This window comes from Nonomuraea sp. AD125B (assembly GCF_041402765.1).
Classification (GTDB): Bacteria; Actinomycetota; Actinomycetes; order Streptosporangiales; family Streptosporangiaceae; genus Nonomuraea; species Nonomuraea bangladeshensis.
Genome location: NZ_JBGLOU010000019.1, coordinates 159,003 through 185,682 on the forward strand (window position 1 = coordinate 159,003; position 26,680 = coordinate 185,682).

Here is a 26,680-nt window from a genome sequence, read left to right on the forward strand (position 1 = left end):
CCGGAGGTCCGAACGTGCGGATCCGGGACGTCCATTCCGGTCTGACCGAAATGTGAGGCAGAACACGGTTTAAAACCCGATTACGCGGACAGCGGCTCCGGCCGGTCCCGGCTGACGAGGGCCGCGTAATGACCGCCGGCCGCCATCAGCTCCTCGTGGGTGCCGCGCTCGGCGATCCGGCCGCGGTCGAGCACCACGATCTGGTCGGCGTCCCGCACCGTGGACAGCCGGTGCGCGATCGTGATCGTCGTGCGTCCCCGCGCCAGCGCGTCCAGCGCCTCCTGCACCGCCCGCTCGGTCTGCGTGTCGAGCGCGCTGGTGGCCTCGTCGAGGATCAGCACCGGCGGGTCGCGCAGCAGCGTGCGCGCGATGGCCAGACGCTGCTTCTCACCCCCCGAGAAGCGGTAGCCGCGCTCGCCCACCAGCGTGTCGTACCCGTCGGGGAGTGCCGCGATGTGGTCGTGGATGCGCGCGGCCCTGGCCGCCGCCTCCAGCTCCTCGTCGCTCGCCTCCGGCCGGGCGAAGCGCAGGTTGTCGGCGATCGAGGCGTGGAAGAGGTAGGTCTCCTGCGAGACCACGCCGACGGCCGCGCTCAGCGTCTCGAACGTCAGCTCCCGCACGTCCACCCCGTCGATGGTCACCCGGCCTCCGGTGACGTCGTACAGGCGGGTCGGCAGGTAGCTCAGCGTGGTCTTGCCCGCGCCGGTCCCGCCCACGACCGCCACGCTCGACCCTGCGGGAACGGTGAGGTCCACGCCCCTCAGCGTGGGCGTGTCGCCGTAGGAGAACTCGACCCCCTCGAACCGGACCTCGCCGCGCACCCGCTCCAGCGTCCGCGTGCCGGGCCGGATGTCGACCGGCAGGTCCAGGTACTCGAAGATGCGCCCGAACAACGCCAGCGAGGTCTGCACCTCCACGCCCAGCCGCAGCAGCGACACCGCCGGCCGGAACAGGGTCTTCTGCAACGTGGTGAACGCCACCAGCGTCCCGACCGAGATGACCCCCGTGTGGCCGACCGCCCAGTAGACCACCGCCGGCATCGCGGCCATGACGATCTGGATGGACGCCTGCCGCCATCGTCCTGCCATGCTCGTCCGTACGCCGAGGTCGGCCAGCTCGTCGGAGGCGCGGCCGAAGCGCTCGGTCAGTGCGTCGGAGCGGCCCATCGTGCGGCCGAGCAGGATGCCGCTGACCGACAGCGACTCCTGGACCATCGAGGCGATGGTGGCGAGCTTGCGCTGCCGTTCGGAGGTGATGCGCTTGCGCTCGGCCCCCACCCTGCGGCTGATCCACACGAACAGCGGAAGCAGCAGGAGCGAGATCACGGTCAGCCGCCAGTCGAGCACGACCATGGCGGCGACCGTTGCGATCACGGTGGTGAGGTTCGAGACGAGGGAGGAGGCGGTCGAGGTGACGACCTGCTGCATGCCGCCGATGTCGTTGGCGATGCGGGACTGCACCTCGCCGGTCCTGGTGCGGGTGAAGAAGGCCAGGGACATGCGCTGGAGGTGCGCGTACACGGCGATGCGCAGGTCGTGCATCACCCGCTGACCGACCGTCGTGGAGATGAGCGTCTGCATCACGTCGAACACGCTGGTGGCGACGGCCACCGCGATCATGCCGAGGGACAGCAGCGCGAGCAGCCCCGCGTCCCTGGCCGGGATGGCGACGTCCAGCACCTCGCGGAGGAGGAACGGCGAGGCGAGCGACACCAGCGACGACAGCAGGATGAGGAGGCCCACCAGGGCCAGCGGGCCCCGGTAGGCGCGGAACAGGGTGAAGATGCGCCGCAGCGGCGCGCGTGGTTCCTCCGCCAAGGGGGTGCTCCTTTCAGATGCGCACTCAAACAGAGGTTAACTCATATTTTTCTCGGCTAAACTGTCGGCATGGGTGAGAGAGAGCTGGCGGAGCTGATGCACCTGGTCAACCGGCGGCTGCGGCACGGCTATGTGCAGGGGCTGGTCCCGATGGGGCTCAGCCCGAGCCACGCGCGGGCGCTGCGGGTGCTCGCCGCCGATCCGGAGCGGCCGCTGCGCATGGTCCAGCTCGCCGAGAGGCTGCGCATCGTGCCGCGCTCGCTCACGCCCGTCGTGGACGCGCTGGAGGAGGCGGGGCTGGTGCGGCGGCGTACGGATCCGGCGAACCGCCGCTCCACGCTGGTCGAGCTGACGCCGGAGGGGAGGGCGGCCGACGAGCGGGCCCGCGACGCGCGCCGCCAGGTGGGCGAGGAGCTGTTCGCCGTGCTCACGCCCGGGCAGCGCGAGCAGCTCGGCGAGCTGCTCGCCACCGTGGACGCGGCGGCGCAGGCCAGGGACCGCGACCTGGAGCAGGCCCGCGAGGCGCGGCCTTGAGCGGGGTGGGGGAGCGACGTCGAGCAGGCCCACGAGGGGCGGCCCTGAGTGGCGGAGCGACGTCGAGCAGGCCCGCGCAAGGGCGACCGCGCTACTGGGGGGCGCCCGCGACGATCGCGCCGCCGAGCACCGTGCCGGCGCACGGCGCCCCGGCCAGCAGCGCCGCGTACGGATAACGCCCGCGCGCGTCGTGCACCGCGAAGTCGGCTCGCGCCCCGGGACCCAGCGTCCCGATCCGGCCCGCCCCCTGGTCCATGCCCAGCGCCCGCGCCCCGCCCAGCGTGGCCGCCGCCACCAGCCGCCGGTCCAGCGCACGGGGGCGCAGCCCGAGCTCGCGGGCCCGCCGCCGGACGTCCGCCGCCTGCGCGAGCGGCCCGCCCGGCAGCCCGAGACAGCCGAAGGCGACGACGTTGCCCTCCTCCAGCAGGGCCAGCACGTCCGCCGCGGGATGCGCGGGCCCGACGGCGACGGCCGTGCGGCGCAGCCGCAGCAGCTTGCGCTCGCCGGGGTCCAGCGGCCGGGAGCAGATCACGTGGCACAGCGGCCCGAGCACCCCGGCCTCGTCGAGGGCGACGGGCGCGTGGGCGTCGAGGTCGGCCAGCAGCCGCAGCCCGAACGTACGGGCCAGCACCGCCACGTCCTCCAGCACCTGCGGATCCCGGGTGCGCGCGGCGAGCCCGCACCCGCCCGGCCGTTCGGCCTCATGGATCATGGTGATGACGGCGTCCCGCTCGCGTGACTCCCATTCCTCCTCGGCGGCGCTGCGCACCTCGACGTAGGCGATGCCGGGCAACCCGGCGGGCTCGTGCGGGTCGCGGACCACCGTGGCGCGCGCGGTCACGCCGGGCTCGGGCGCTCCGGCCGCGCAGGCGTCCACCGCGCCGGCCACGATCATCCCGGGCCAGCGGTGCTCGGTCTCGACAGGAAAGTACGCGAGCAGCTCCGCCCGCGCCCCCACCTGAAGGACCCGGTCGCCGCGGACCACCACGGCCCCGTCGCGGAGCGGCGCGGCGCTGACGGGCAGCACGATCGGCGCGGAGTGGAGCACGACCGGCGCGGACGGGCGCCGCCGCCCCGGGCGCGGCCGGGCGGGCCGCCCGAGCATCGGTCCCGCACGCGTCGCCAGCGGCATCAGCACTCTCCGTCCGATAACCCTTCAGGGCATTAAACGTGAGCCGGGCCAGGGAATCAATCAGGTCCAAGTACGCAAATCGCTAGGGCAAATCCCGAGGTGAGTAACGTCCCGACAGCCGGGCGAGCTTGAGGCTGAGATGCAGGGCCAGCCGCTCCTCGCCGTCCTTCAGATCGGTGCGCGCGAGCTCCTCCACCCGCTGCAGCCGGTAGTACAGCGAGGTGCGGTGCAGCCGCAGCGCCCGCGACGTCGCCACCGCGCTGCCCGCCAGGTCGAGGTAGATCTCCAGGGTCTCCAGCAGCGGCAGGTGCTGGGCGTCGGCGAGCAGCTCCTCCAGCCCCGGATGCAGCTCCTGGGCGGGGAGGTGGGTGAGCATGCGGTACACGCCGAGCCGGGCCCACTCCGTCGTCCGGCCGAGCGCGGGCACACGGGCGCCGACCTCGGCCGCGTGCCGCGCCTCCCGGTACGACTCCGCCGCCTCCGCCAGCGCCGCCCGCTCCCGCCCGACCCCGACGACCACCGGCACCGGCATGGCCGTGTGCAGCTCGTCCGCCGCGAGCCCGGTCCCGGCCGTGAGCAGCACGCCGTGGTCGTAGCGGACCAGGTGCAGTGGATGGTGCCCGCTCAGCCGCCGCCGCAGCGCCAGCAGCCCCTGCTCCAGCGCCAGCCGCAGCGAGTCCGACGGCTCGGCGGCGAGCGGCCTGGCCACGTGCACGGTCACCGCCCGCGCCTGCGGGAACGCGCCCGCCTCGATGAGCTGCCTGGCCGCGTCCTGCTCGCCGAGCAGCAGCCCGGTGACCGCCTCCAGCTCCCGGTGCGAGGCCAGCTCCGAGGCCAGGCTCTCGTGGTAGAGCGCGAGCGCCAGGCCGGGTACGGCGGCCAGGGCCTCGGCGACCTGGGCGTCCGCCATGGGCGGGTCCGAGTCGATGAACCACAGGAAGCCGAGCAGCCCGTCGGCGTGCCGGACCGGCACGCACACCCGCGGCAGCAGGCCCAGGTGCGGCGCGCCCGCGGTGCGGATGGGCGCGGTGACCTCGTGGATGCCGGCCGACCGTAACCAGGCGCGCACCTCCGGCGTCGTACGCCGGCGCAGGATCGAGTCGCGGCGGATGTCGTCCATGGCGCCGTTCTGCTCGCTGTAGGCCACGACGCGCTGCACGCGGTCCTCCAGCAGCAGGGGGCGGCCGAGACGGGCGGCGAGCTCGTCCACGGTCCGCTGGAGATCCGCCACGAAGACCCCTTCACCTGGAGATTTCTGCATTTGTAGGACAACGCGCTATGGGTCTTCCCTACAACTGCGCGATGATCTGGGTCAACAACGTCTATAGCGTCGTGTCGTGATTGTCCCGAAGAAGCTATTCAAGGGGCTGCTCGCGACCATCGTGATGGTTCCGATCGCGTTGGTGGCGACCCCAGCTTCCGCAGCACCCCCCAGCGACCCCGAGCACCCGTGGCGCCGCGCCCACTGGCCCCAGACGCAGCCGTGGCAGAGCGACACGCCCATGGACACCCCCCAGACCCTGCGCGGCCGCCCCACGACGCCGGGCGTCCAGCCGATCGACCCGCAGAACTGGGAGAACCCCGACAACATGACCTGGGCGGACTACAAGAAGCCGCCCGGCACCCAGTGGAACGACCCCGGCGTCAAGGGCTCGCAGCGCACCTTCAAGGGCGCGCTCGTCCTGCTGGACTACCCGAACCAGCCGTTCGTCGTCACCCAGCCGAAGGGCTCGACGATCTTCGCGAACCCGAGCGCCGAGGCCCACGACGTCCCGCGTGACCAGGTCGCGAAGTTCTACCAGGACTTCCTCAACACCCCCAACGCCCTCAACAAGGGGCACACCATCCACGAGTACTGGATGGAGGACTCCGGCGGGCGCATCGGGGTCGAGCTGACCGGGTTCGGCCCGTACACGATGCCGGGCAAGGACCACGAGTACGCCATGGAGTACCAGCGGGACGCCTGCCCCGCCGGCGACACCTGCACCAGGAACCTGCGGGGCGACGGCAACGCCGCCTGGCTCGCCGACGTCGGCCAGGAGGGCGCCGCCCAGTTCGACTTCGTCTTCTACCTGAGCGCCGGCCAGGACGAGTCGTCCACCTGGCAGGAGTTCGGCATGATGAAGTTCCCCACCAAGGAGGACGTGCCGGACGAATGGGGCCCCGACGACCCCGCCCTGCCCAACTGGTCCAAGACCCGCTACGTCGACTGGACCTCCTGGCAGGCCGGCTCCACCTTCTGGCCGAACGCCCGCTTCGGCGTCGACTCGGTGCAGGCCGAGAGCTCGGGCATGGGGGTCTACGCCCATGAGCTGAGCCACATCTTCGGCATCGCCGACAACTACAACAACCCGTACGCGGTGCCCCCGAAGCGCGCCTACACCGGCATCTGGGAGATGCTGAGCCGCGGCAGCTTCAACGGCCCCGGCGGCCCGCACTCGCGCTGGCTCATCCCGCCGACCTCGGGCGGGTCCATGGGCGCGCAGCACATGCTGCGCAACAAGATCAAGCTCAACATGGTGGACGAGCAGAACGTGCTGCGCCTGTCCCGCCCCGCCCTCGCCCAGTCCGGCCTGGTCGTGGCCGACGTGCTGGCGCGGGCCGTGCAGCCCGGCAAGAACGAGCTGTCCGGCGTCAACATCGCCTTCGACGGCGCCGACAACAGCTCCTGCAACGCCGCCGACCCGCTGTGCGACGGCGGCGGCTACGAGAACTACACCGTCGAGGTCGTGGACCGCATGGGCGCCGACTCCTTCACCCCCGACTCGGGCGTCCTGCTGGCCAAGACCAAGAACCAGGACCGCTCCCCGTTCGAGTGGGTGATCGACGCCAATCCGCAGGACATCGGCATGACCGACTACGTCCTGCCGGACGGCACCAAGGTCCCGATCACCATCGGCGACTACCGCCAGCTCTCCGACGCGCTCTTCCACGCCGGCACCGGCTCCGGCAGCCAGTACGAGCACGTCGACGAGGCCAACCGCCTGCACTTCTACGTCCTCGACCTGAAGCGCAACAAGGACGGCGAGCTGACGTACAAGGTGGCCGTCCGCTCACTGGACGGCGCGGGCCCGCAGCGGCGCGGCGTCAAGCTGCTGCCCGGCGCCGGCGTCCCCACCGGCAAGAACCTCTCCTCCTGCAAGTTCCCGCTGTTCAACACCGGCAAGGCGGCCCCGGCGCAGGGGCAGCACCCCGAGGACGTCAGCGCCTACCTCGGCTCCGACGTCTACCGGCTGTCGGCCGAGGTCAAGGGCAAGGGCTGGACCGTCCAGGTCCCGAACGAGCTGGCCGCCGTCGCCTTCGGCAAGCACGACACCGTGACCGTGAACGCGCTGCGCGAGGCCGGCGGCGCCCGCCTGGCCCAGGTCAAGCTCACGGCCACGTCCGAGAGCGACCCGACCAAGACGATGACCGCCACCTGCCAGGTGATCGGCCTGTAGCGAGATCCCGTGGAAAACGATGGGGCACGGCTGGCGCGGCCGTGCCCCATCGGCTTGAATCGACCCCCGGAAGGGGGTGCCGGTTGAGCGACGAGCTGCCGGAGAAGATCGAGGACTTACCCGACAGGCCCCGGCGCAGACGCGGGAAGGTGCCGTGGGCCGCGTCCGTGTCGGCGGGCCTCGCCGCCGCCGCGGCGAGCATCCTGGCGGCCAGCGTCGAATGGGACATCCCGCCCGCCGCCAAGGTCGGCGTGACCGTGGCCGCCGCCGTTCTCGTCGGCCTCACCACCTGGGCCACCACCGAGTCCCAGCCACGACGCCGCGCGGCCGGACGCGCCGGCGGCGGACAGGCGCCCGACCAGTGGCCGCCCGTCCCCGAGCACTTCACCGGCCGCGCCGAAGCCCTGGCCGAGCTGCGCGGCGTCGCCACCGCCCGCCGCCGGGCCGGCGACCTCGCGCCGCCGCTCGTCATCTCCGTCTACGGCCGCGGCGGCGTCGGCAAGTCCGCCCTCATGACCCGCTTCAGCCAGGAGATCGCCGGCTGGTTCCCCGACGGCCGCCTCTACGCCGACCTGCGCGGCGGCGTCGGCGCCCCGGTCCGCCCCGACGAGGTCCTCATCGGCTTCCTGCGCGCGCTCGGCGTGCGCCTCACCACCGACCCCGGCGGGCTGGACGAGCTGCGCAAGCTCTGGCTCACCTGGACCAAGGGCCGCAAGATCCTCATCGGCCTGGACAACGCCCACGACGCCGACCAGGTCAAGCCGCTCATCCCGGCCGAGCCCGGCTGCGCCGTGCTGGTCACCTCACGCTCCCCGCTGTTCCTGGCCGGCACCCACGACAGCCGGCTCGGCGTGCTCACCGAGGCGCACGGCGTCGAACTGCTGGCCAGGCTCGCCGGCGGCGCCCGCGTCGTGGACGACCTCGCCGCCGCCAAGGAGATCGTCCGGCTGTGCGACCACCTGCCGCTCGCGATCAACATCTGCGGCGGCCGCCTTGCCACCCGCGAGCAGTGGACGCTGCGCGAGATGGCGAGCCGGCTCGCCGACACCCGCCGCCGCCTCGACCAGCTCGAAGTCGCCCAGACCGTCGAGACCAGCGTGCGCGCGTCGGTGCAGCTCAGCTACGACGACTGCACCGGCATGCAACGCCGCCTGCTGCGCCTGCTCAGCGCGCTGCCCGCCCCCGACGTGCCCGGCTGGGTGGCCGGCGAGCTGCTCGACATCAGCGGCCTGGAGGGCGGCGACCAGCTCGAAGCGCTCATCGACGCCCAGCTCGCCGAATGCTCCGGCACCGACCAGACCGGCGCGATGCGCTACCGGCTGCACGACCTCGTCCAGGTCTTCGCCGCCGAACTGACCGACCAGGACGAGCCGGCCCGCCGCCGCGCCGCGCTGGAGCGGGTGCTGTACGGCTACCGCCGCCGCGCCGAGGAGGCCGCCCAGAACCGCTGGCCGCAGGACTGGAGCAAGGGCGGCCGCCGCTCCACGACCGACGGCGAGGTACGCGCCGCCGACTGGCTCAACGCCGAGCGCCTGGCGCTGCTGGCCATGGTCGACCTGGCCCGCCGGCTCGAACTGTGGGAGCTCACCTGGGGCCTCGCCCGCGCGTTCTGCTCGCTGTGCCACTCGCTGCGCGCGTACTGGGCCGACTGGAACGCCGTCGCGGAGATCGGCCGGGTCGCGGCCGAACGCGCCGGCGACGCGCGGGCCCTCGCCATCGCGCTGCTCGACAGCGCCGCCGTGCACGGCGGCCTCGGCCTGCGCGAGCGCGCCCTGGAGGAGGCCCGGCGGGCCATGGACGTCTTCACCGAGCTGGGCGAGAGCTGGTGGGCGGCCAGGGCCATGCGCACGATCGGCATGACGCTCTTCAACGACGGGCACCTCGACCGGGCGCAGGACTACCTGATCGGCGCCATCACCGCCTTCAAGGGCGAGGACGACCCGTGGTGGATGGCCCGCACCCAGCGCAACCTGGCCGAGATGCGGATGGCCGAGCGGCGGCCCGAGGAGGCGAGAGAGCTGCTGGAGGACGCCCTGCAGGTGTTCAAGAGCCAGGGCAACCGCTACTCCGAGGCCCAGACGCTGCGCGTGTACGGCGAGGTGCTGGCGGCGCAGGCCCGCGGCGAGCACCGCGAGGGCGACCGCAGGATCGCCGCCGGCCTGTTCACCCGGGCGGGCGTCAGCCTCGACCGGGCGGGCGAGATGTTCCGGCAGCGGGGCGAGCTGTGGGAGGAGGCCCGCTGCCTGCGCGCCGCGGGCGAGGTCGGCGACCCCGCGAGCGGCCTGCGCGAGCTGGACCAGGTGCGCAGGGCCGAGGACATCCTGGCCGCGCTCGGCGACTCCTGGGGCGTGGCCCGCACCGCCGTCTCGGCGGGCCGCGCGCTGGCCCGCCTCGGCCGCACCGAGGAGTCCGAACGGGAGCTGCGCCGCGCCGTCGCCGCCTTCGAGGAGCTGCAGGACCGGTGGTGGATGGCGCTCAGCCTCCGCTACCTCGGGGAGGTCCACCTGGACGCGGGCGCGCCGCAGGCCGCCGTGGGGCCGCTGGAGCAGGCCAGGGACATCTACCGCAGCCTCGGCAACGAGGCGGGCATGCGCAGGACCCTCGAACTGCTCCGGCGGGCCGCCCCCTGAGCCCTCACGTCAGCGGGGTACGCAGCAGCGCACCCGCCGCCTGCCTCGCCTGTGTGATGCTCTCCTCGAACATCTTGCGCGCGTGCGCCGCCTGGTCGGCCAGCTCCCTGATGTGCCGGTGCGCCAGCTCGTCGTGGACGGTCTCGGCGATCAGCCGCTGGTAGTCCGGCGTCCTGGCCGCCAGCGCCTCCAGCCGCCGGTGCGTCTGGTAGACCTTGTCGGTCTTGACCACCTGTTTGGCGTACTTCTCCAGGTGACGCACCCGCTGCGACAGTGACGTCCAGGCGGCGTCGAGGGCGTTGGAGTACGGCTTGAACGCCTCCTCCATCTCGGGCGGCAGCTCGCGCGGCACCAGCCTGCCGTGCTCGGCGTGCATGGCCGACAGCTTGCGCAGCCGCTGCGCGATCTGCCAGACCTCCTCCGGCAGCGTCACCTGGTTGTCGATCGTGTCGATCAGGCCCGCGCGGTGCACCTTGGAGCCGAGGATGACCTCGACCGCGTTCTGGGCCCGCCGCAGCAGCTGCTGGCAGGGGTAGTCCAGGTCCTCGGCGAGGACGTAGTGGTCGGCGTGCGCGTAGGCGAGCCGCAGCCGCCGTCTCGTCGTGCGGTACGCCCCCTCCACCGCCGCCCACCGCAACAGCGTGATCAACCCGACGCCGGCGGTGGCCACGATGGCGAGCGGCAGGTTGACCAGGAGGCCGATCAGCAGCAGGAAGGCGGGCAGTATGAACAGCAGCGCGGGGTTGAACGTGGTGTCCATGCGCTTGCCGGTCCGAGCCATGCGGAGGATGTGCGGGCTCGACCGCAGCTCTACCGAGATCTCCCGGGGCAGCGAGGGATCGATCACCAGCCGTGGAGGCAGAGCTCGTGGATCCATCACGTCCTCCCGAGGGGACCGTCGCCTTCAGGCGAAGGTGGAAGGGAAAGCGCGAGGGCCGTCAGGGCCCGAGCGTGCGGTGACCTGTGTGGCCTGCTCATCAAAGTTCTCCGTTCGTCGCCACGATCAGGATGCGGCACTGAATGATGTTCCTGTGACTCGTCGAGTGCGCACCTTCCCCGGTGCGGCGCATGACCTCGGGTGCCATGTGGTGTGGTGCCCGACGTGGCTACGCCTGGTCCCGGGCGGCCGAGGCGAGGACCGCCGGCGGGCGTTGATCCGCAGGACGGCAGCAGAGGTGGACGAGCTGGTCGGAGGGGTCTCCGCCGAGACGGTGCAGCGCCACCTCGAGACGCGGGACAAGCACGCCCGCCAGGGGGATGGCCGTGCGTAGGGCGTTCAAGTTCCTGTTGCGTCCGACTCGTCAGCAGGAGATCGCGCTCGTGGCCTGCCTGGAAGACCACCGGCAGTTGTACAACGCCGCTCTTGAGCACCGCCGTACCGCTTACGCCAAGGCGAGGGTCACGATTCGCTATGGCGATCAGTCCGGTGAGTTGAAGCACATCCGGGCCGACGACCCGGAGGGCCAGGCCCGGTGGTCGTTCTCTTCGCAGCAGGCCACGCTGCGCAGGCTGGACAGGGCGTTTCGCGCGTTCTTCGACCGGGCCAAGGCCGGGCGCACGCCCGGGTTCCCGCGTTATAAGGGCCGGGGCCGCTTCAACACGGTCGAGTGGCCGAAGGACGGCGACGGCTGCCGGTGGGATTCCCAGCCCGAACATCCCACTGCCACGTTCGTCCGGTTGCGGGGCGTTGGGCATGTCCGCGTGCACCAGCACCGGCCGGTCAAGGGCCGGGTGAAGACGATCAGCGTCAAGCGGGAGGGCTCGCGCTGGTACGTGGTGCTGTCGTGTGACGAGGTACCCGCCGAGCCCCTGCCCACGACGGGCGCGGCGGGCGGGATCGACATGGGTGTGGCGTCGCTGGTGACCACCAGCGACGGTGAGCATCTCGCCAACTCGCGGCACCTGGCCGCCTGCGCCGACCGGCTCGCGGCGGCCCAGCGGGACCTGGCCCGCAAGAAGCGCGGCTCCAACCGCCGACGTAAGGCTGTGGCCAGGGTCGCGGCGTTGCACGCCAGGGTACGGCGTCAGCGCCTCGACACCGCGCATAAGGCCGCGCTGGCGCTGGTGCACGCCTACGACGTGATCGTGCACGAGGACCTGCGGATCGCGAACATGACCCGCAGCGCCTCCGGCACGATCGAGGCGCCCGGCCGCAACGTCGCGGCCAAGTCCGGTCTCAACAAATCGATCCTGGACGCGGGCTGGGGGGTGTTCCTGCGGGTCCTCGCGTACAAGGCTGAAAGCGCCGGTCGAGAGCGGATCGCGGTGAACCCTGCCAACACCTCCCGCAGGTGCGCCGAATGCGGCCACGTCGCCGCGGAGAACCGTGTGTCCCAGGCCGTGTTCCGATGTCGGGCATGCGGGCACACCGCGCACGCCGACGTGAACGGGGCGCTCAACATCCGCGGGGCAGGGCTTGCCCTTCGTCAGGCTGCGCAAGCGGCTTAGCGAGAAGCCGCTCCCGTCAGGGCGCGGAGGAGTCACATGTTAATGCTGCGTTATGAAGCTCGAATCCGCTCATATTTGGTGGACATATAGGGTCGAAGATGATGAGCGAAATGACGAGGTGGATCGAGCTTGAGGGCGCGGTCAACGCGCGCGACCTGGGTGGCGTCGCCCTTGGCGACGGTGGAGTCACGAAGAGTGGCCGGATCTTCCGGTCCGACAACCTGCAGGGGCTCACGCCCCGCGACGTCGATCTGCTGGTCGGCGAGCTGAAGCTGCGGCACGTGGTGGACCTCCGCTCCACGGCGGAGGTCGCGCTGGAGGGCCCCGGCCCGCTCACGCGGGTGCCGGAGGTGCGGCATCACCATCTGACGTTGTTCGCCGAGGGCGGGCGCTACACCGACGTCGAGGCAGATACCGCGCCCACCGGGATCGACGGTGAGCGGGTGCTGCCGTGGGCCGAGCGGGCGCTGGACGAGGAGCTTCGGGTCACCGGCTTCTACTTCGGTTACCTGCGCGACCGGCCGTCCGCGGTGATCGAGGCGCTGCGCACGATGGCGCTGGACGACGGGGCGGCGCTGGTGCACTGCGCGGCCGGGAAGGACCGCACCGGTGTGCTGTGCGCGCTGGCGCTGGAGGTCGCGGGCGCGACGCGGGAGGCCGTCGTGGCCGACTACGTGGCGACCGGCGAGCGGCTGGAGCTGATCCTGGAGCGCCTGCGCGCCAGCGAGACCTACCGCGGCGACCTCGACTCCCGTCCCGCCGACGACCACGCGCCCCGCGCCCGTTACCTGGAGCAGTTCTTCCGGGTGCTGGACGAGCGGTTCGGCGGGCCGATGGGCTGGCTGGAGGCCAACGGCTGGACCGCGGACGACACGGCCGCCATGCGCGCCCGGCTGCGGGACTGACGCCTGAGGTCGGCGGCGCTCAGGGCAGGTGGACGAGGATGCGCTGGGTGGCCGACAGGCGGGCCGCCTCCAGCACGGTGAGCACGTCCACCGCGCTCTCCGGGTCGACCGGCGGCGGCCCGCCGTCGCGCAGCGCCGCCGCCACGCCCCGGTAGAAGTCGAGGTAGGACCCCGGCTCGGTGCGCACCCGCCGGTGCTCCTCGGCGGTGCCGAGCTCGCCCCAGCGGTCCTCCTCGTCCTCGCCGAAGCCCGGCGCGTCGGGCGCGATCCCGGCGCGCAGGCGCTCCTCCTGCACGTCCATGCCGTGCTTGACGTACGCGGCGGCCGATCCCAGCACCCGGAAACGCGGGCCGAGCCGCGCCGCCACCGAGCTGGCCCACAGGTGCGAACGCGCCCCGCCGTCGTGGGTCAGCGCCACGAACGTGTCGTCGTCGGCGGAGACCCCCTGCCGGCGTACGTCGCTCTCGCAGTAGACCTCGCGGACCGGCCCGAGCAGCCGTATCGCCTGGTCCACCAGGTGGCTGCCGAGGTCGTAGAGCAGCCCGCCGATCTCCTCGGGCCCGCCGCTCTCCCGCCAGCCGCCCTTGGGCACGGGCCGCCAGCGTTCGAAGCGCGACTCGAAGCGCCGGATCTCGCCGAGCGCCCCCTCCTCCGCGAGCCGGCGCACGGTCAGGAAGTCGCCGTCCCACCGCCGGTTCTGGAAGACGGTCAGGAGCACGCCGCGTTCCTTGGCCAGGCGGACCAGCTCGCGGCCCTCCTCGGCGGTGCCGGCCAGCGGTTTGTCCACCACGACCGGCAGCCCCTGCTCGATGGCCGCGGCGGCGGTGGCCACGTGGGTCCTGTTGGGCGAGGCGACCACGACGAGGTCGCTCCGCTCCCACAGCTCACGTACGTCGGCGACGCCCTGCGCGCCGTAGCGGCCGGCCACCTCGGACTGCCGCCCCGGATCGCGGGTGACGACCGTGGCCAGCCGCAGCCCCGGGGTGGCGGCGATCAGCGGCGCGTGGAAGAACGCCCCGGCGACTCCGTACCCGACCAGCCCGACCCTGATCTCGCTCATCCGGCCAGGCTACCCAAGCTCAGGAGGCGGGCGGGTCCTCCCGTTCGGCGAGGAAACGCTCGAACTGGGCGGCGAGCTCGTCGCCGGTCGGCATCGGGGTCGACTCGGCGATGAGGTTCTCGCGTTCGGCGCCCGCGGCGAAGGCGTCGTACTGCTGCTCCAGGCCGGTGATCGCGGTGGAGAGCTCGGTGGAGGCCCGGATCTGCTCCTCGATCTCCGCCGTGGTGCGTTCGGCGGCGTCGCGCAGCGCGTCCATCGGGAACACCAGGCCGGTGCCCCGCGTCACCGCCTCCAGCGCGGTCACGGCGGCCGTCGGGTATTCCGCCTGCGACAGGTAGTGCGGCACGTGGACGGCGTACCCCATCGCGTCGAAGCCCTGCGCGCCGAGCCGCAGCTCGATCAGCGCGGCCGCGCTGCCCGGCACCTGGACCCGCCCGAACGCGCTGTTCTGCGTGTTGACCAGCTCCGGCCGGCTGGCGTGCATGGTGACGCCGAGCGGGCGGGTGTGCGGCACGGCCATCGGGATGCCGTGCACGGTCACCAGCTTGCCCACCCGCAGCCGTTCCGCCAGCGTTTTCACCGCGGCGGTGAACAGCTCCCATTCCCGGTCGGGCTCGGGACCCTGCATCAGCAGGAAGGGCGTGCCCGTCGCGTCCTCCAACAGGTGAACGGCCAGCTCCGGGCTCTCGCACTCCACCCAGCGGTCGGTGTCGAAGGTCATGATGGGCCGGCGGGACCGGTAGTCGAGCAGCCGGTCCACGTCGAACGTCGCCACGACCCGGTGCTCCAGCTCTGCCAGCAGGTGGCCCAGCGCCAGACGCCCGGAGCCCCCCGCGTCGACGAAGCCGTCGAAGTGGTACAGCAACACCGGCTCACGCAGCTCGGGCAGCTCATCTGCGAGCTCGTAGAGATCCTTCGGGTCGAACACGGTTGGACAGCCTTTCCCTAGGTACTCTTTCCAGAACCTATGGCGGGTCGGAACGATTCCGCGCACGGCACCCTATCGAGGCGTGCGCGATGGGATTCACAGTGTGAAATAAGAATTAAAGCCGGTGAACATGCTGACTGTGGCCATTCGAGCAGTCCGTAGTCATGCTTAGGGCGTGGCTACTTCTGCGCATTCCTTCTCTGGGCGGCCGCTCCACATCCCTCCGCTGCCGTGCCCGTTCCCCTCGGAGACCAACGAGCACGGCGTCGCGGTCGATGCGGAGAGCCACACCTGGCTGGCCGCCTCGCACATGCTCAAAGGCGCCGAGACCATCGAGCACTTCCGGCGCTCCAAGATCGGTATGCTCGCGGCACGCACCAATCCCACGGTGCCGCGTGACAGCCTCAGGCTGATCAACGACTGGTACAACTGGCTGTTCGCGTTCGACGACGCCTTCTGCGAGGGCGAGCTGATGGGACACCGCGCCTCGGCGCTGGCCCGCGCCCTGCCCCCGCTCCTCGAGATCCTGGACGACCGGCGCGAGCCCGACGAGGGCGACGCGTTCGGCCTGGCGCTCAAGGAGCTCCTCCACCGCATCTCCGAGCTTGCCACCCCCGCCCAGGTGGACCGCTGGCGCACGACGGTGAAGGAGTATCTGTTCGCCCAGATATGGGAGGCGGCCAACCGCGAGGTCGACCTGATCCCCACCCCCGAGGACTACGTCATGATGCGCCGCATCACCGGGGCCACGTACACCTGCTTCGCCCTCATCGACGTCGGCGGCGGCTACCGGCTCGAAGCCGAGGAGTGGCACCACCCCGACGTGCGCACGCTCTCCGACCTCGCCTGCGACCTCATCGGCTGGGACAACGACCTGCTGTCCTACGCCAAGGAGCGCGGCAAGGACAAGGCCCGGCACAACCTCGTCACGGTGCTGGCCACGCACAAGTCGCTCACGCTCCAGAACGCCCTCGTCGAAGTCGCGCAGATGCACAACGACGCCGTCGCCGCCTTCCTCGACCGGCGCGCGGCCCTCGACCGCTGGGCCACCCTGCCGGTCCGCAAGTACGTCCGCGGCCTCGAACACTGGGTCCGCGGGCACATCGAGTTCTCGCTCGGCAGCGCCCGCTACATCGGCGCGTGGCCCGACGACACCCGCTGGCCCCGAGCCGTCTAGCCGGCCGGCCGTGTCAGGGCCGGTTGTCGTCAGTGGCGTCCAGCTCGCCCAGGGCGAGCGCGGACGCCTCGTCCAGGTCGCGCCGCGCGCCCTCCTCGAAGGTGTTCTTGTACGTCAGCTCGCCCAGCTCCTGTTTGCACGCCCGTATGCACGCGTCGTGGTCGCCGGTCATCCAGGGCGCGCCCAGCTGCGGCAGGCCGGCCGTCTTCCAGTTCTGCTGCAGCGCCCCCAGCAACTGCGTGGCCGTCGCGGCGTCGTTCAGCGCGGCGAAGATGCGCGCCGCGGTCTCCAGCGCCAGCAGCGTGCCGAGCGTGTCGTGGAAGTGCCGCTTGATGCGCAGCGCCTCCCGGACGTTCTGCAGCGCCTCGTCCGGCCGGCCCGTCGTCAGCCTGGTGCCGGCCAGCGCCCACTGCGCGTGCGAGCTGACCCACAGCTCACCGCGCTCGCGGCACACCTGCAGGCAGTCCAGCAGCAGCGATTCGGCCTCGTACAGCTCGCTCTGCGAGGACAGCACCAGCGACAGCTCGACGATGGCGGGCAGCAGGCCCGGGTTGAGCTCCTTGTTGTCGGTGTTGAACTCGATCGCCACGCCCAGCAGCGCGCTGGCCTTCTACAGGTCGCCCTGGAGCAGCGCGGCCGTGCCCTGCATCTTCGAGGCGAGGATCACCGCGCGCGAGTCGCCCACCCGCACCGCCTCGGTGCTGCACTGCTCGGCCGATGACTGGGCTCCGACGCTGTCGCCCTGGGCGCTCTTGACGTACGACAGCACCCACAGCGCCTTGCAGCGCTCCTTGCTGAACTCGGGGTTGGCCTCCAGCGCCCGCTCCAGATAGAGCCGCCCCTCGCGGGCGAAACCGCAGCACACCCACATGAACCACAGCGACGACAGCAGCGTGAGCGCCTGGATCTCCCTGCCCGGCGTCTTCAGCGCGTGCTCCAGCGCCACCCGCACGTTGTCGTGCTCCTGGCGCATCCGTACGAACCAGTAGATCTGCCGCGGGCCCGACCAGGCGTCCTCGCTGCGCTGGGCCAGGCTCAGGTAGTACTCCAGGTGCCGCTGGCGCATCTGCTCGCGCTGGCCGAGCTTGTCCAGCCACTCGTCGCCGTACTCGGCCAGGGTGTCGATCAGCTTGTAGCGGACGCCGGCGTGGTTGCTCCTGATCAGCAGGACGGACTTCTCCACCAGGCCGGTCACGAGGTCCGTGATGTCCTCGGACGGCAGGCGGCCGTCGGAGCAGACGAAACGGGCCGCGTCCAGCTCGAAGTCGCCCGCGAACACCGACAGCCGCGCCCACAGCAGCCGCTCGGCCGGCTCGCACAGCTCGTGGCTCCAGCCGATCGCCGCGCGCAGTGTCTGGTGACGCGGCAGGGCCGTACGGCTCGCCCCGGCCAGCAGGCTGAACCGGTCGGCCAGCAGCCCCAGGATCTGATCGACCGACAGCGCCCGCAGCCGCACCGCGGCCAGCTCGATCGCCAGCGGGATGCCGTCGAGCCGCCGGCACAGCTCGGCCACCGTGCCGATGTTGCTCTCGTCGAGCTGGAAGTCGGGCACGCTGGCCCCCGCGCGGGCGGCGAACAACTGCACCGACTCGTTGGTGAACAGGTTCTCCGCCGGGTCGTCGCCGGGCACCTGCAGCGGCGGGACCGGGACCACGTGCTCGTACGGCAGGTGCAGCGACTGGCGGCTCGTGGCCAGCACCTTCAGGTTGGGCGCGGCCTCCAGCAGCTCGTGCACCAGCTCCGCGCAGCCCTGCACGACGTGCTCGCAGGTGTCGATGATGAGCAGCATGTCGCGCTCGCCCACCCACTCCGACAGCGACTCCGACTCCGCCCGCGAGGACTGGTCGGCGATGCGCAGCGCCGAGGAGATCGTGTGCTTGACCATGCCCGCGTCCTGCAGGCGGGCCAGATCGGCGAACCAGACGCCGTCCGCGTACTGCGCGCGGACCTGGTGCGCCAGGCGCAGCACCGTCCGCGACTTCCCGACGCCTCCGATGCCCGTGACCGTCACCAGCCGGGACTCACCGAGGTGTCGTTTGAGGTTGGCGAGCAGGCGCGTGCGGCCGACGAAACTGGTGAGCTCCGCCGGAAGATTGCCCTCTCGTCGCCAGCCTGTCGGGGTGGCCATGCGCAGCCTCACGGGGGATAGGCGACACCAACCCTGGCATCGTACCCCCGCGAATGCCGCGTGTCCCTGGACCTGGGGACACGCGCGGTGTTGCTTTGTATGTCTGGGTAGCATGTCGGTCGTGGAAGATTTCTACCCCGAGCAGACCTCGGACGACCTGGACCTCGGCTGGGGCGACGACCTCCCCGACGAGGACGCGGACAGCTTCTACCTGGATAACAGGCCCCCGCACTGGGACTGAGGCCCCGCACTGGGACTGAGGCCCGCGCTGGAACTGAGGCCCGCGCTGCCATGACCGCCAGGGGACTGCTGTGACCGCACCTGGGCTGCGCCCCGCCACACCGGGCGACTACGACGCCATCGCCGCCGTCGCCGACACGTGGTGGGGCCGGCCCGTCCTCCCCTCCCTGCCGCGGCTCTTCCTCGACCACTTTCACCGTACGAGCCTGATCGCCTCGGACGACGCGGGCGAGCTCGCCGGTTTCCTCGTCGGTTTCCCCTCGCCGTCGGCTGAGGACGAGGCGTACATCCACTTCGTCGGCGTCTCCCCGGCAGCCCGGGGCACCGGTCTGGGCCGGAGGCTGTACGAGGCGTTCTTCGGCATCGCGCGGGACCACGGACGGCAGGTGGTGAGGGCGATCACCTCGCCGGTGAACGAGGCGTCCATCGCGTTCCACCGACGCATGGGTTTCACGGTCCGCGGCCCGCACCCCGCCTACAACGGCCCCGGCACCACCCTGATCACCTTCGAACGCATCCTCCCCTGACCTTCATCAGTGGGGGCTCGGCCGGCACCGCCGGGGCACACCTGCGCGTCCATCGCGGGACGGGCGGCCCTCAGGGGAGACGATCCTCCTGGGGCCCGCCCTCACGTACGCGGCCCAGGAGGCACGCGTCCTCGCCCGGCCGGCCGAGTCCCGGTGGTTCAGCTCACCACGTCCTTGCGGCGGAAGCGGCGGAAGGCGATCGCGATCAGGATGGCCGCGTACGTGATCGACACCGACGCGCCCTTGACCATGCCGCCCCAGTCCACCTCGGGCGTGAGCGCGTCCGTCCAGGCGCTGTTCCAGTAGGTGGGCAGGAACTCGCGCAGCGACCCCAGCGCCTCGACCGCCTGCAGGATCGTCGAGACGATCCACAGCCCCACCGCCCCGCCGACCGCCCCGAGCGGGGAGTCGGTCATGGTCGAGACGAGGAACGCCAGCGCCGCCACCACGAGCTGGCTGACCAGCGCGTAGCCGATCACGATGCCGAAGCGCGGCAGCACGTCCACCGCCGGGATGATCTCGCCGGTGACCGGCACCTGGATGTCGTTCCAGCCGAACGCCAGCGTGCCCGCCACCAGCGCCATCACCGGCAGGCAGATCACCGCCGCCGCCGAGTAGCCGAGCGCCACGATCAGCTTCTGCCGCAGCAGCCGGTCCCGGGGGATCGGCGCGGCCAGCAGATAGCGCAGCGACGACCAGTTGGCCTCGCTGGACACGGTGTCGCCGCAGAACATCGCGACCGCCACCACCAGCAGGAAGTTGGCCGACACCGACAGGGCGAAGGCGGCGAAGTTGAGCCCGCTCTGCGTCGCCAGGTCGGAGATGCGCAGCGACTGCCCCCCGTTGCTGGACTGGGGCCCGAACTGGAAGGCGATCACCAGGATCCACGGCAGGGCCAGCAGCAGCCCGAACATGACGAGCGTCCGCCGCCGCTTGAACTGCCGGACGATCTCCACGCGCAGCGGCAGCGTGCGGCGGGGCGCGTAGCCCGGCGCGGCGGTCATGGCTTGTCTCCGATGAGGTCGAGGAACACGTCTTCCAGGCGCGGCCCGTGCCCATTGGTGGGCGTGGCCGAGGTGAGCAGCCGCGACACCGGCCCCGCCGACACGAGCCGCCCCCGCTGCATGACCACGACGTGGCTGCAGGTCTGCTCCACCTCGGCGAGCAGGTGACTGGAGACGATCACGGTACGGCCGTCGCGCGCGTAGCGCTTGAGCACCTCGCGCATCTCGCGGATCTGGGGCGGGTCGAGACCGTTCGTGGGCTCGTCGAGGACCAGCAGATCCGGCAGGCCGAGCATGGCCTGCGCGATGGCGAGCCGCTGCCGCATGCCCTGGGAGTAGGTGCGTACGGCCCGATCCAGCGCCTTGCCCAGGCCCGCGATCTCCAGCGCCTCCTCGAAGTGCGCGTCGGCGGGGGGACGCCCGGTCGCCGCCCAGTAGAGCTGGATGTTGTCGCGGCCGGACAGGTGCGGCAGGAAACCCGGACCCTCGACGAACGACCCGAGCCTGGACAGCACGGGCGCGCCCGGCGTCACCCGCTCGCCGAAGATCCGGACCTCGCCGTCGTCGGGGCGGATGAGGCCCATCATCATCCGCATCGTGGTCGTCTTGCCGGCGCCGTTGGGGCCGAGCAGACCGAGGACCTGGCCCCGCTCGACGCGGAACGACAGCCCGTCGACGGCCAGCTCCCCGTTGCGGTACGCCTTCGTGAGCCCCCTGATGTCCAGCGGAACCGCCGGGTCGCCGTCCGCGCCCGGCTCGGGCGTGGCGACGGCGGGGTCGGACGTGGTGGTGGTCGTGGGGTCGAGCGTGGCGGTGGCCGGGTCGGGGGCGCTCGGGTCGGTTGTGGCGGTGGCGCGGCCCGAGGAGGTGCGGCCCGTCGCGAGGATGATGGCGGCGATCACGATCGCGGTCAGCGGCATCGCCCACACCCACCAGGCGATCCCGGCCGGCGGGGCCGACAGGGTGCGCACCGTCGGGACGGCGAGCCCAGGGGAGGAGAGCGCCACCTGGTACGTGGCGGGCTCGGCCGGCGTGGCGAACCCCATGTCGGTCGTGGCCACCACCAGACGCAGCCGGTGCCCGGCGGCGAAGTTGTGGTCGGCGGCGGGCAACGCGACCGTGACCTCCACACTGCCGCCGCCGTCCGGGAACGTCACCCGGAACGGCGCCACCTGCCCGGCGGGCAGGACCGGAAGCTGCGAGCCGTCGGACACGTCGTAGACCTTGGCGAACAGCGTCGCCTCGCCCTCGCCGGTCACCTTGACCACGGCGGTGGAGCTGCCGGTGAGCTGCAACGGCGCGGTCAGCGGCGCGGACTCGAACACCGCGCTCTGACCGGGCATGTCGATCGACACGCCGCCGCTCTGGCCGCCCAGGAGCGAGCCGACGCCGGGCACGGTCGAGATCGCCGCGGGGGCGCCGCCGGGCGGGTTGACGACGTTCTGCTCGGGGCCGGTGAGCCGGACGGTGGTGGTGTCGGTGCCGCCGAGACCCGGGTACGACGCCGTCTCCGGGTGCAGGCGGATGCGCTGGCGGGTGCCGGGGTCGCGGCCGCCGTCACGGGTGACCGTGAAGCCGCTGACCGGCGGCGTCGCCTGCGCCGATCCCTCGCCCTTGAGATAGCGGGCGAGCCAGGCCGAGGTCTGCTCGTAGAGCCAGTCGGCCTCGCCGTTGCCGCCGTCGTGCCCGCCGTCGAACCAGGCGATGCTGACCGGGGTGCCCGCGGAGGCGATCGCGTTGGCGTTGGCGTCGGCGTGGCTCAGCGGGAACAGCGAGTCGCGCTGGCCCTGCAGCAGCAGCGTGGGGGCCTTGATGCGGTGGGCCACGGTGATCGGGCTGGAGGCGCGCAGCAGCGTGATCGCCTCGTCGGTGGCCCGGCCGTCCTTGGCGACGGTCTGGTAGATGTCGCAGATGGCCGGCAGGAACCGGCCGCACCGCGCCTCCTCGGGCGTCATCGGCGCGGCCGTCTGGCCGAGGCCCTGACCGCGCGTCTGGCCGTTTTGTCCTTGGCTGCTCTGGCCCTGCCCGTTCTGACCTTGAGCGTTCTGACCCTGCCCGTTCTGCGCGGAGCCCTGCCCCTGGCCCTGGCCCTGCGTCTGGCTCTGGCTCTGCTGGGCGAAGCTTTCGAGGGACAGCCCGCGGCCGAAGAAGATGCCCGACCACATGCGCTTGAAGACGCCGGTCTCAGGGTCGCCGAGCCCGCCCGATGTCGCCCGGGCGGCGTTGTTCGGGAACAGGGCGTCGGCCAGGTCGGCCCAGGTGATCTGCGGGACGATCGCGTCGACGCGCTGGTCGAAGGCCGCCGTCATCAGCGCGATGGCGCCGCCGTACGAGCCGCCCACGATGCCCACCCGCGGGTCGCCCGCCGCGTCGAGCTGGACCTCGGGCCGCTTGGCCACCCAGTCGATGAGCTGCTTGACGTCCTTGACCTCGTAGTCGGGGGAGTTGAGCGCGATCTCGCCCGTCGAACGTCCGAAGCCCCGCGCCGACCAGGTCAGAACCGCGTAGCCGTCCTGGGCGAGCTGCGCCGCCTGCTGCCTCATGCTCTGCTTGCTGCCGCCGAACCCGTGCGCGAGCAGCACGACCGGCGCCTTGCCGCCGCCGGAGGGAGGGAAGAAGGTGGCGTCCAGCTGCACCCGTTGGTCATCGTCGGGTCCGTCGACGACACTTATCGCCTGGTCCTGGCCCCGCGCCTGCGGAGCCGACGGCCACACCAGCCAGGTCGTCACCCCGATCAGGGCGAGTGCTGCCACCAGCGCGGCCACACGTTTCATGCCGAGAGCCTACTTTCCGCACCTGAGAGATTTCTGAGACGGACGTCCCGGCGGCCCGTCACGGTCGTGCTCGGTGCCGTTGACCTGCGGGAACAGGTAGATCACTGAAAGGTCAGCCCAGAAGGGCGTAGACGGTGGTGGCGTGGGCGGCCGGCTCGGCGGCCCCCTCGGCGGTGAGGGTGATCTCGGCGAAGGCGAGGGTGCGGCCCAGCTTGGTGATGCGTACGTCGACCAGGACGTCACGGCCCGACACCGGACGCTGGAACGTCGTGGACTGCTGCACGGTCGTCATCGGCACGAACCCGCCGCGCGCGGCGCAGACGGCCAGGGCCGTGGCGGTGTCGGCGGCGGCCATCATCGCCTGCCCGGACAGGCCGCCGCCCTCGCGCGCCAGCTCGTCGGACCAGGGCAGGCGGACGACGGTGCGGCGCTCGCCCGCCTCCTCGACCCGCAGGCCGAGCCGCTGGATCCACGGGGCGAAGTTGTCACGGAGGATGGCGTCCAGGGCTTCCGGACTGGCGCCGCCGGCCGGGGCCGGAGTCTGCGGTGTCAGGTCTGCTGAGGTCACGCGGTCATCATGCACGCTCGCCCGGCATCGCGAAGGCGAGAAGTGCCTGCCTGTGGATAACTGCGTACGGGGGCGGGGGAAGGCTCGTATGCGGAGCGAGAGGGCCGGCAGGAAGGGGTAGGGATGACGGCGCATCGATCGGACATGGCGGCGGCGGCGACGGACGCGGAGGCGGTTCGGATCTTCTTGCCGTCCACGTACGAGAACTCCGTCCCGTACGACCTCTTCGCCCGCCTACGCGAAGAAACCCCGGTCCGCTGGATCCCCGAGCCCGCCGTCGGCCCCTGGCGCGAGGGCCCCGGCTTCTGGGCCGTCTTCCGGCACGCCGACGTCAAGCACGTGCTCCGCACCCCGGAGGACTTCTCCTCACACCTCGGCGCCACCCAGCTCCGCGACCCCGACACCCCGTCCGACCTGGCGTTCGTCCAGGACATGATGCTGAACATGGACCCGCCGGACCACTCCAGGCTGCGCCGGATCGTGGCGGCGGCCTTCACCCCGCGTGCGGTCCGCGCGCTGGAGCGGGCGATCGCCGGACGCGCGGCGGCGCTGTTCGCGCAGGGCACGTGCGACTTCGTGGAGGTGGCCGCCGACCTGCCCGTCTGGACGTTGGCCCACGTGATGGGGGTCCCCGCGCGGGACCGGCGGCTGCTGTACGACTGGGCCTCGCGGGTCATCGGCTACCAGGACGCCGACCACGCGGGCCTGTCCACGGCCGACGTCGCCTCGCTCACGCCGATGGGCCGCCGGGCGGTCGCGTCCAGGCCGGAGCCGCGGCCGGGCGTGAACCCGAGGTCGCGGGCGGCGCTGGCGGACATGTTCGGATACGCGCACGCGCTCGCCGGGGCGTCCGAGGACGACGGGTCCGTCATGTCCGCGATGCGGCGCGGCGGGCTGACGGAGAGCGAGTTCGAGAACATGTTCTTCCTGTTCGCCGTCGCGGGCAACGAGACCCTGCGCAACGGCATCCCCGGCGGCCTGCTCACGCTCCTGGAGCACCCGGCCGAGCTGGCCCGCCTGCGCGCGGACCCGTCCCTCCTGGAGCCCGCGGTCGAGGAACTGCTGCGGTTCTGGCCGCCGGTGATCCACTTCCGCCGTACGGCGACCCGTGACCTGACCCTCGGCGGGCAGCACGTACGCACGGGCGAGAAGGTGGTCGTCTACCACGCCTCGGCCAACCGCGACCCGTCCGTCTTCCCCGACCCCGACCGCCTCGACCTCGCCCGCGCCCCCAACGACCACGTCAGCTTCGGCTTCGGCCCGCACGTCTGCCTGGGCGCGCACCTGGCCCGCGCGCAGTTCCGCGCGACGCTCAGGGAGCTGCTGCGCTGGGACGTCGAGCTCGCCGGCGAGCCCCGGCGCCTCACCTCCAACTTCCAGAACGGGCTCAAGAGCCTGCCGGTACGCCTGACCCCGCGCCCCCTGCCAGGCCCATCCGGTAGTGGACCTCCTCCAGCGGCGGATCGGGCAGCATCTTCGACCGGCCGGACGGGCTGAACCCGAACCGCTCGTAGAACCGGCGCGCCCGCGCGTTCGCCGCCAGCACCCACAGCCCGGCCTCCCGATGCCCGGACGACGCCAGGTCCTCGACGGCGGCGGCCATCAGGGCCCGCCCCATGCCCGTCGAGAACTCCTCGGGCAGCACATAGATGGCGTACACCTCCATACCGGGCACGTCCTCATCCCGCGAGGGGCCGTACAGGGCGAACCCGCGTACGTCGTCACGCACCGCCACCCGGCCCGTCACGCGCCCGCTCGCCAGGGCGTCGGCGCGGTTGCGGACGATCTCGGGCCGCACCTCCAGCCCGGCGAGGAAGTCCGCGGGCATGACGTCCCGGTAGGCGACGCGCCAGGTCGCCAGGCGGACCTCCTCGATGACACCGGCGTCCTCCGGCCGAGCCGCCCGAATTTCGTATGACATATGGCGGATTGTCGCAGTAGGAGGGGTGGATGTCCCTGACGTCCACGGGACCGAGACCCGAGGTCGCCGAGGACCGTAAGATTCACTCCCGTGAAGTCTCCAGCATCGATCAAAAAGGCCGCTGAGTGGGCCTTGCCGTACTGGACCAGAGGCCAGGCGGGGCGCGAGACGCCGAACGACCTGTTCAGGGTGCTCTACTTCGGATGGCTGGTGGCGCTCACGCTCAAGCTGCTCGGCTCGGCCTGGGACGTCTCGTGGCACTTCAAGTGGCTGCGCGACGACCTCGCCCCGCCCCACCTGCTCAACTCGGCGGGCACCGCGATCGTGGTGGCGCTGACGATCATCCACGGCTACACCGGCTACGGCGTCGACAAGCTCGCGCTCAGGCTGATCCAGTGGGGCACCGGGATCTTCCTCGTCGCGGTCCCGCTCGACCTGATCAACCACCGCGTCAACGGGCTCGACATCACCTCGTGGAGCCCGTCGCACATCATGCTCTACGTTGGAACGTTCTTCATGATCGCGGGCGTGATCCGCGGCTGGTTCATGGGCGCGCCGCCCGGCAGGGAGCGCACGCTCGTGCTGGCCGCGTTCCTCGCCTTCTTCCTGGAGAACGTGCACTTCCCCGAGCAGCACCAGGAGTACGGCATCCTGTCGGTCGGCGCCTGGGACAACAACGCCGTCTACGCCGAGCCGATCCTGCTGCAGTTCGCCGCCGACCAGATGGGGCGGCCGGTGGACCGTACGATGATGCTCAGCTTCGCGCTGCCCGTGCCCGACTTCCTCTACCCGGTCTACGCCGTGGTCGCCGGGCTGTCGGTGCTGGTGGTGGCGCGGCTGCTGATCGGTCGCTTCGGGGCCGCCACCCTCGTCGCCGGGGCGTACGTCGCCTTCCGCACGCTGATCTGGCCGCTGCTGACCTTCACCGGCTTCCCGCCGTCGGCGGTGCCGTTCTTCCTGGTCGTGGCCGGGCTCGCGGTGGACGTGGCGTTCCTCCTGCGGATGCCCGCGGTACGGGCCGTCGTGGGGGCCGTGGGGGCGACCGCGGTCGCGTACGGGGCGCTCGTCGTCCAGAGCACGATCATGGGCGCGGTGTACGGCGCCGTGAAGGGCCAGGAGGGGCTGGCCGGCGCGCCGCCCCTCGCCACGCCCTCGGCCGTCTGGGCCGGGCTCGGGCTGCTGGCCGCCTGGCTGGCCGCCGAGTGGATCGCCCGCAGGCGCGTCCCCGCCCCCGCGCCGATCGAGGCCCCGGCGGTCGTCACCGCCTGAGCCCCGATCCTGGCCCCTGGACGGTCAGGCGATGGAGGCGCGGGTGAGCGCGACCGCCACCCCGTACGCCAGGCCCATCACCGACACCTCGGCCACCGCCCAGCCCACCAGGGCGGTGGCCCGGCCGGGCCGGCTGGCGGGCAGCAGGCGGACGCGGATGGGCGCGGCCAGCGGCACC

At 72.0% G+C, this 26,680-nt stretch carries 21 protein-coding genes; 9 read left to right on the forward strand and 12 right to left on the reverse strand.

All coding sequences use genetic code 11. The annotated features are described in order from the left end of the window. Nucleotides 1–80 precede the first annotated feature (80 nt). On the reverse strand, nucleotides 81–1,817 hold the full coding sequence (locus ACBR40_RS39415) for an ABC transporter ATP-binding protein (protein ID WP_371251998.1): 1,737 nt from the start codon (nucleotides 1,815–1,817) through the stop codon (nucleotides 81–83). A 69-nt stretch (nucleotides 1,818–1,886) separates the two neighbouring features. Here ACBR40_RS39415 and ACBR40_RS39420 point away from each other — a divergent pair, with 69 nt between their 5' ends. Further along, on the forward strand, nucleotides 1,887–2,351 hold the full coding sequence (locus ACBR40_RS39420) for a MarR family transcriptional regulator (RefSeq protein ID WP_344212521.1): 465 nt from the start codon (nucleotides 1,887–1,889) through the stop codon (nucleotides 2,349–2,351). 91 nt (nucleotides 2,352–2,442) lie between these two features. On the opposite strand, the gene ACBR40_RS39425 is transcribed toward ACBR40_RS39420, so the two are convergent. Together ACBR40_RS39425 and ACBR40_RS39430 are read right to left on the reverse strand one after the other, a co-directional pair. Then, nucleotides 2,443–3,483 carry a hypothetical protein gene (locus tag ACBR40_RS39425; protein ID WP_371251999.1) on the reverse strand — a complete coding sequence of 347 codons (1,041 nt, stop codon included), beginning with the start codon at nucleotides 3,481–3,483 and terminating at the stop codon, nucleotides 2,443–2,445. An 82-nt stretch (nucleotides 3,484–3,565) separates the two neighbouring features. Then, the gene (locus ACBR40_RS39430; protein WP_344212517.1) at nucleotides 3,566–4,714 is read right to left on the reverse strand and encodes a helix-turn-helix domain-containing protein; all 1,149 of its coding nucleotides are present in this window, start codon (nucleotides 4,712–4,714) and stop codon (nucleotides 3,566–3,568) included. A gap of 106 nt (nucleotides 4,715–4,820) precedes the next feature. Here ACBR40_RS39430 and ACBR40_RS39435 point away from each other — a divergent pair, with 106 nt between their 5' ends. Next, nucleotides 4,821–6,923, forward strand: a complete 2,103-nt coding sequence (locus ACBR40_RS39435) for a M6 family metalloprotease domain-containing protein (protein ID WP_371252000.1) — start codon at nucleotides 4,821–4,823, stop codon at nucleotides 6,921–6,923. Between the two features lie 83 nt (nucleotides 6,924–7,006). Next, a complete protein-coding gene (locus ACBR40_RS39440; RefSeq protein ID WP_371252001.1) occupies nucleotides 7,007–9,553 on the forward strand; it encodes a tetratricopeptide repeat protein in 2,547 nt (848 codons plus the stop codon). A 4-nt stretch (nucleotides 9,554–9,557) separates the two neighbouring features. On the opposite strand, the gene ACBR40_RS39445 is transcribed toward ACBR40_RS39440, so the two are convergent. Then, on the reverse strand, nucleotides 9,558–10,430 hold the full coding sequence (locus tag ACBR40_RS39445) for a hypothetical protein (protein ID WP_371252002.1): 873 nt from the start codon (nucleotides 10,428–10,430) through the stop codon (nucleotides 9,558–9,560). A gap of 380 nt (nucleotides 10,431–10,810) precedes the next feature. Between ACBR40_RS39445 and ACBR40_RS39450 the strand changes: the two genes are divergently transcribed. Further along, the gene (locus ACBR40_RS39450) at nucleotides 10,811–12,001 is read left to right on the forward strand and encodes an RNA-guided endonuclease InsQ/TnpB family protein (protein ID WP_371252003.1); all 1,191 of its coding nucleotides are present in this window, start codon (nucleotides 10,811–10,813) and stop codon (nucleotides 11,999–12,001) included. A 110-nt stretch (nucleotides 12,002–12,111) separates the two neighbouring features. After that, nucleotides 12,112–12,906 carry a tyrosine-protein phosphatase gene (locus ACBR40_RS39455; RefSeq protein WP_344212509.1) on the forward strand — a complete coding sequence of 265 codons (795 nt, stop codon included), beginning with the start codon at nucleotides 12,112–12,114 and terminating at the stop codon, nucleotides 12,904–12,906. Between the two features lie 19 nt (nucleotides 12,907–12,925). On the opposite strand, the gene ACBR40_RS39460 is transcribed toward ACBR40_RS39455, so the two are convergent. Continuing rightward, nucleotides 12,926–13,966, reverse strand: coding sequence for a Gfo/Idh/MocA family oxidoreductase (locus ACBR40_RS39460; RefSeq protein ID WP_371252004.1), 1,041 nt, complete (start codon nucleotides 13,964–13,966; stop codon nucleotides 12,926–12,928). 19 nt (nucleotides 13,967–13,985) lie between these two features. Beyond that, on the reverse strand, nucleotides 13,986–14,894 hold the full coding sequence (locus ACBR40_RS39465; RefSeq protein ID WP_344212505.1) for a PAC2 family protein: 909 nt from the start codon (nucleotides 14,892–14,894) through the stop codon (nucleotides 13,986–13,988). Nucleotides 14,895–15,069: 175 nt separating this feature from the next. Between ACBR40_RS39465 and ACBR40_RS39470 the strand changes: the two genes are divergently transcribed. Then, nucleotides 15,070–16,071: a hypothetical protein gene (locus tag ACBR40_RS39470; RefSeq protein ID WP_364444099.1), complete on the forward strand. Its 1,002-nt coding sequence runs from the start codon at nucleotides 15,070–15,072 to the stop codon at nucleotides 16,069–16,071. 13 nt (nucleotides 16,072–16,084) lie between these two features. Here the strand turns inward: ACBR40_RS39470 and ACBR40_RS39475 are convergent, their stop codons facing one another. Then, nucleotides 16,085–16,660, reverse strand: coding sequence for a hypothetical protein (locus ACBR40_RS39475; RefSeq protein WP_371252005.1), 576 nt, complete (start codon nucleotides 16,658–16,660; stop codon nucleotides 16,085–16,087). A 21-nt stretch (nucleotides 16,661–16,681) separates the two neighbouring features. After that, nucleotides 16,682–18,211 (reverse strand): ATPase, encoded by a 1,530-nt coding sequence (locus ACBR40_RS39480; RefSeq protein WP_371252006.1) that lies wholly within the window; start codon nucleotides 18,209–18,211, stop codon nucleotides 16,682–16,684. A 299-nt stretch (nucleotides 18,212–18,510) separates the two neighbouring features. Between ACBR40_RS39480 and ACBR40_RS39485 the strand changes: the two genes are divergently transcribed. Further along, nucleotides 18,511–18,966, forward strand: a complete 456-nt coding sequence (locus tag ACBR40_RS39485; protein WP_371252007.1) for an N-acetyltransferase family protein — start codon at nucleotides 18,511–18,513, stop codon at nucleotides 18,964–18,966. Between the two features lie 158 nt (nucleotides 18,967–19,124). Here ACBR40_RS39485 and ACBR40_RS39490 read toward each other — a convergent pair whose 3' ends face one another. From ACBR40_RS39490 to ACBR40_RS39500, 3 genes are all read right to left on the reverse strand, one after another. Continuing rightward, nucleotides 19,125–19,970 carry an ABC transporter permease subunit gene (locus ACBR40_RS39490; RefSeq protein WP_344212497.1) on the reverse strand — a complete coding sequence of 282 codons (846 nt, stop codon included), beginning with the start codon at nucleotides 19,968–19,970 and terminating at the stop codon, nucleotides 19,125–19,127. Beyond that, nucleotides 19,967–22,744, reverse strand: coding sequence for an alpha/beta fold hydrolase (locus ACBR40_RS39495; protein ID WP_371252008.1), 2,778 nt, complete (start codon nucleotides 22,742–22,744; stop codon nucleotides 19,967–19,969). Before ACBR40_RS39495 ends, ACBR40_RS39490 begins: the two co-directional genes overlap by 4 nt. A 112-nt stretch (nucleotides 22,745–22,856) precedes the next feature. Next, nucleotides 22,857–23,312, reverse strand: a complete 456-nt coding sequence (locus ACBR40_RS39500; protein WP_371252009.1) for a PaaI family thioesterase — start codon at nucleotides 23,310–23,312, stop codon at nucleotides 22,857–22,859. 123 nt (nucleotides 23,313–23,435) lie between these two features. Between ACBR40_RS39500 and ACBR40_RS39505 the strand changes: the two genes are divergently transcribed. Beyond that, the gene (locus tag ACBR40_RS39505; protein WP_371252010.1) at nucleotides 23,436–24,809 is read left to right on the forward strand and encodes a cytochrome P450; all 1,374 of its coding nucleotides are present in this window, start codon (nucleotides 23,436–23,438) and stop codon (nucleotides 24,807–24,809) included. Here ACBR40_RS39505 and ACBR40_RS39510 read toward each other — a convergent pair. Next, a complete protein-coding gene (locus ACBR40_RS39510) occupies nucleotides 24,700–25,233 on the reverse strand; it encodes a GNAT family N-acetyltransferase (protein ID WP_344212489.1) in 534 nt (177 codons plus the stop codon). The two genes, ACBR40_RS39505 and ACBR40_RS39510, sit on opposite strands and share 110 nt — an antisense overlap. Before the next feature lie 90 nt (nucleotides 25,234–25,323). Between ACBR40_RS39510 and ACBR40_RS39515 the strand changes: the two genes are divergently transcribed. Next, nucleotides 25,324–26,502, forward strand: a complete 1,179-nt coding sequence (locus ACBR40_RS39515; RefSeq protein ID WP_371252011.1) for a hypothetical protein — start codon at nucleotides 25,324–25,326, stop codon at nucleotides 26,500–26,502. Nucleotides 26,503–26,680: the final 178 nt, after the last annotated feature.

What these genes read in the sequence shown, in the direction of transcription:
- ACBR40_RS39420 (WP_344212521.1), top strand. Translation starts at nt 1,887, where the DNA reads ATGGGTGAGAGAGAGCTGGCGGAGCTGATGCACCTGGTCAACCGGCGG.
- ACBR40_RS39425 (WP_371251999.1), bottom strand. Translation starts at nt 3,483, where the DNA reads ATGCCGCTGGCGACGCGTGCGGGACCGATGCTCGGGCGGCCCGCCCGG.
- ACBR40_RS39445 (WP_371252002.1), bottom strand. Translation starts at nt 10,430, where the DNA reads ATGGATCCACGAGCTCTGCCTCCACGGCTGGTGATCGATCCCTCGCTG.
- ACBR40_RS39450 (WP_371252003.1), top strand. Translation starts at nt 10,811, where the DNA reads ATGGCCGTGCGTAGGGCGTTCAAGTTCCTGTTGCGTCCGACTCGTCAG.
- ACBR40_RS39455 (WP_344212509.1), top strand. Translation starts at nt 12,112, where the DNA reads ATGACGAGGTGGATCGAGCTTGAGGGCGCGGTCAACGCGCGCGACCTG.
- ACBR40_RS39460 (WP_371252004.1), bottom strand. Translation starts at nt 13,966, where the DNA reads ATGAGCGAGATCAGGGTCGGGCTGGTCGGGTACGGAGTCGCCGGGGCG.
- ACBR40_RS39490 (WP_344212497.1), bottom strand. Translation starts at nt 19,970, where the DNA reads ATGACCGCCGCGCCGGGCTACGCGCCCCGCCGCACGCTGCCGCTGCGC.
- ACBR40_RS39495 (WP_371252008.1), bottom strand. Translation starts at nt 22,744, where the DNA reads ATGAAACGTGTGGCCGCGCTGGTGGCAGCACTCGCCCTGATCGGGGTG.
- ACBR40_RS39505 (WP_371252010.1), top strand. Translation starts at nt 23,436, where the DNA reads ATGACGGCGCATCGATCGGACATGGCGGCGGCGGCGACGGACGCGGAG.
- ACBR40_RS39510 (WP_344212489.1), bottom strand. Translation starts at nt 25,233, where the DNA reads ATGTCATACGAAATTCGGGCGGCTCGGCCGGAGGACGCCGGTGTCATC.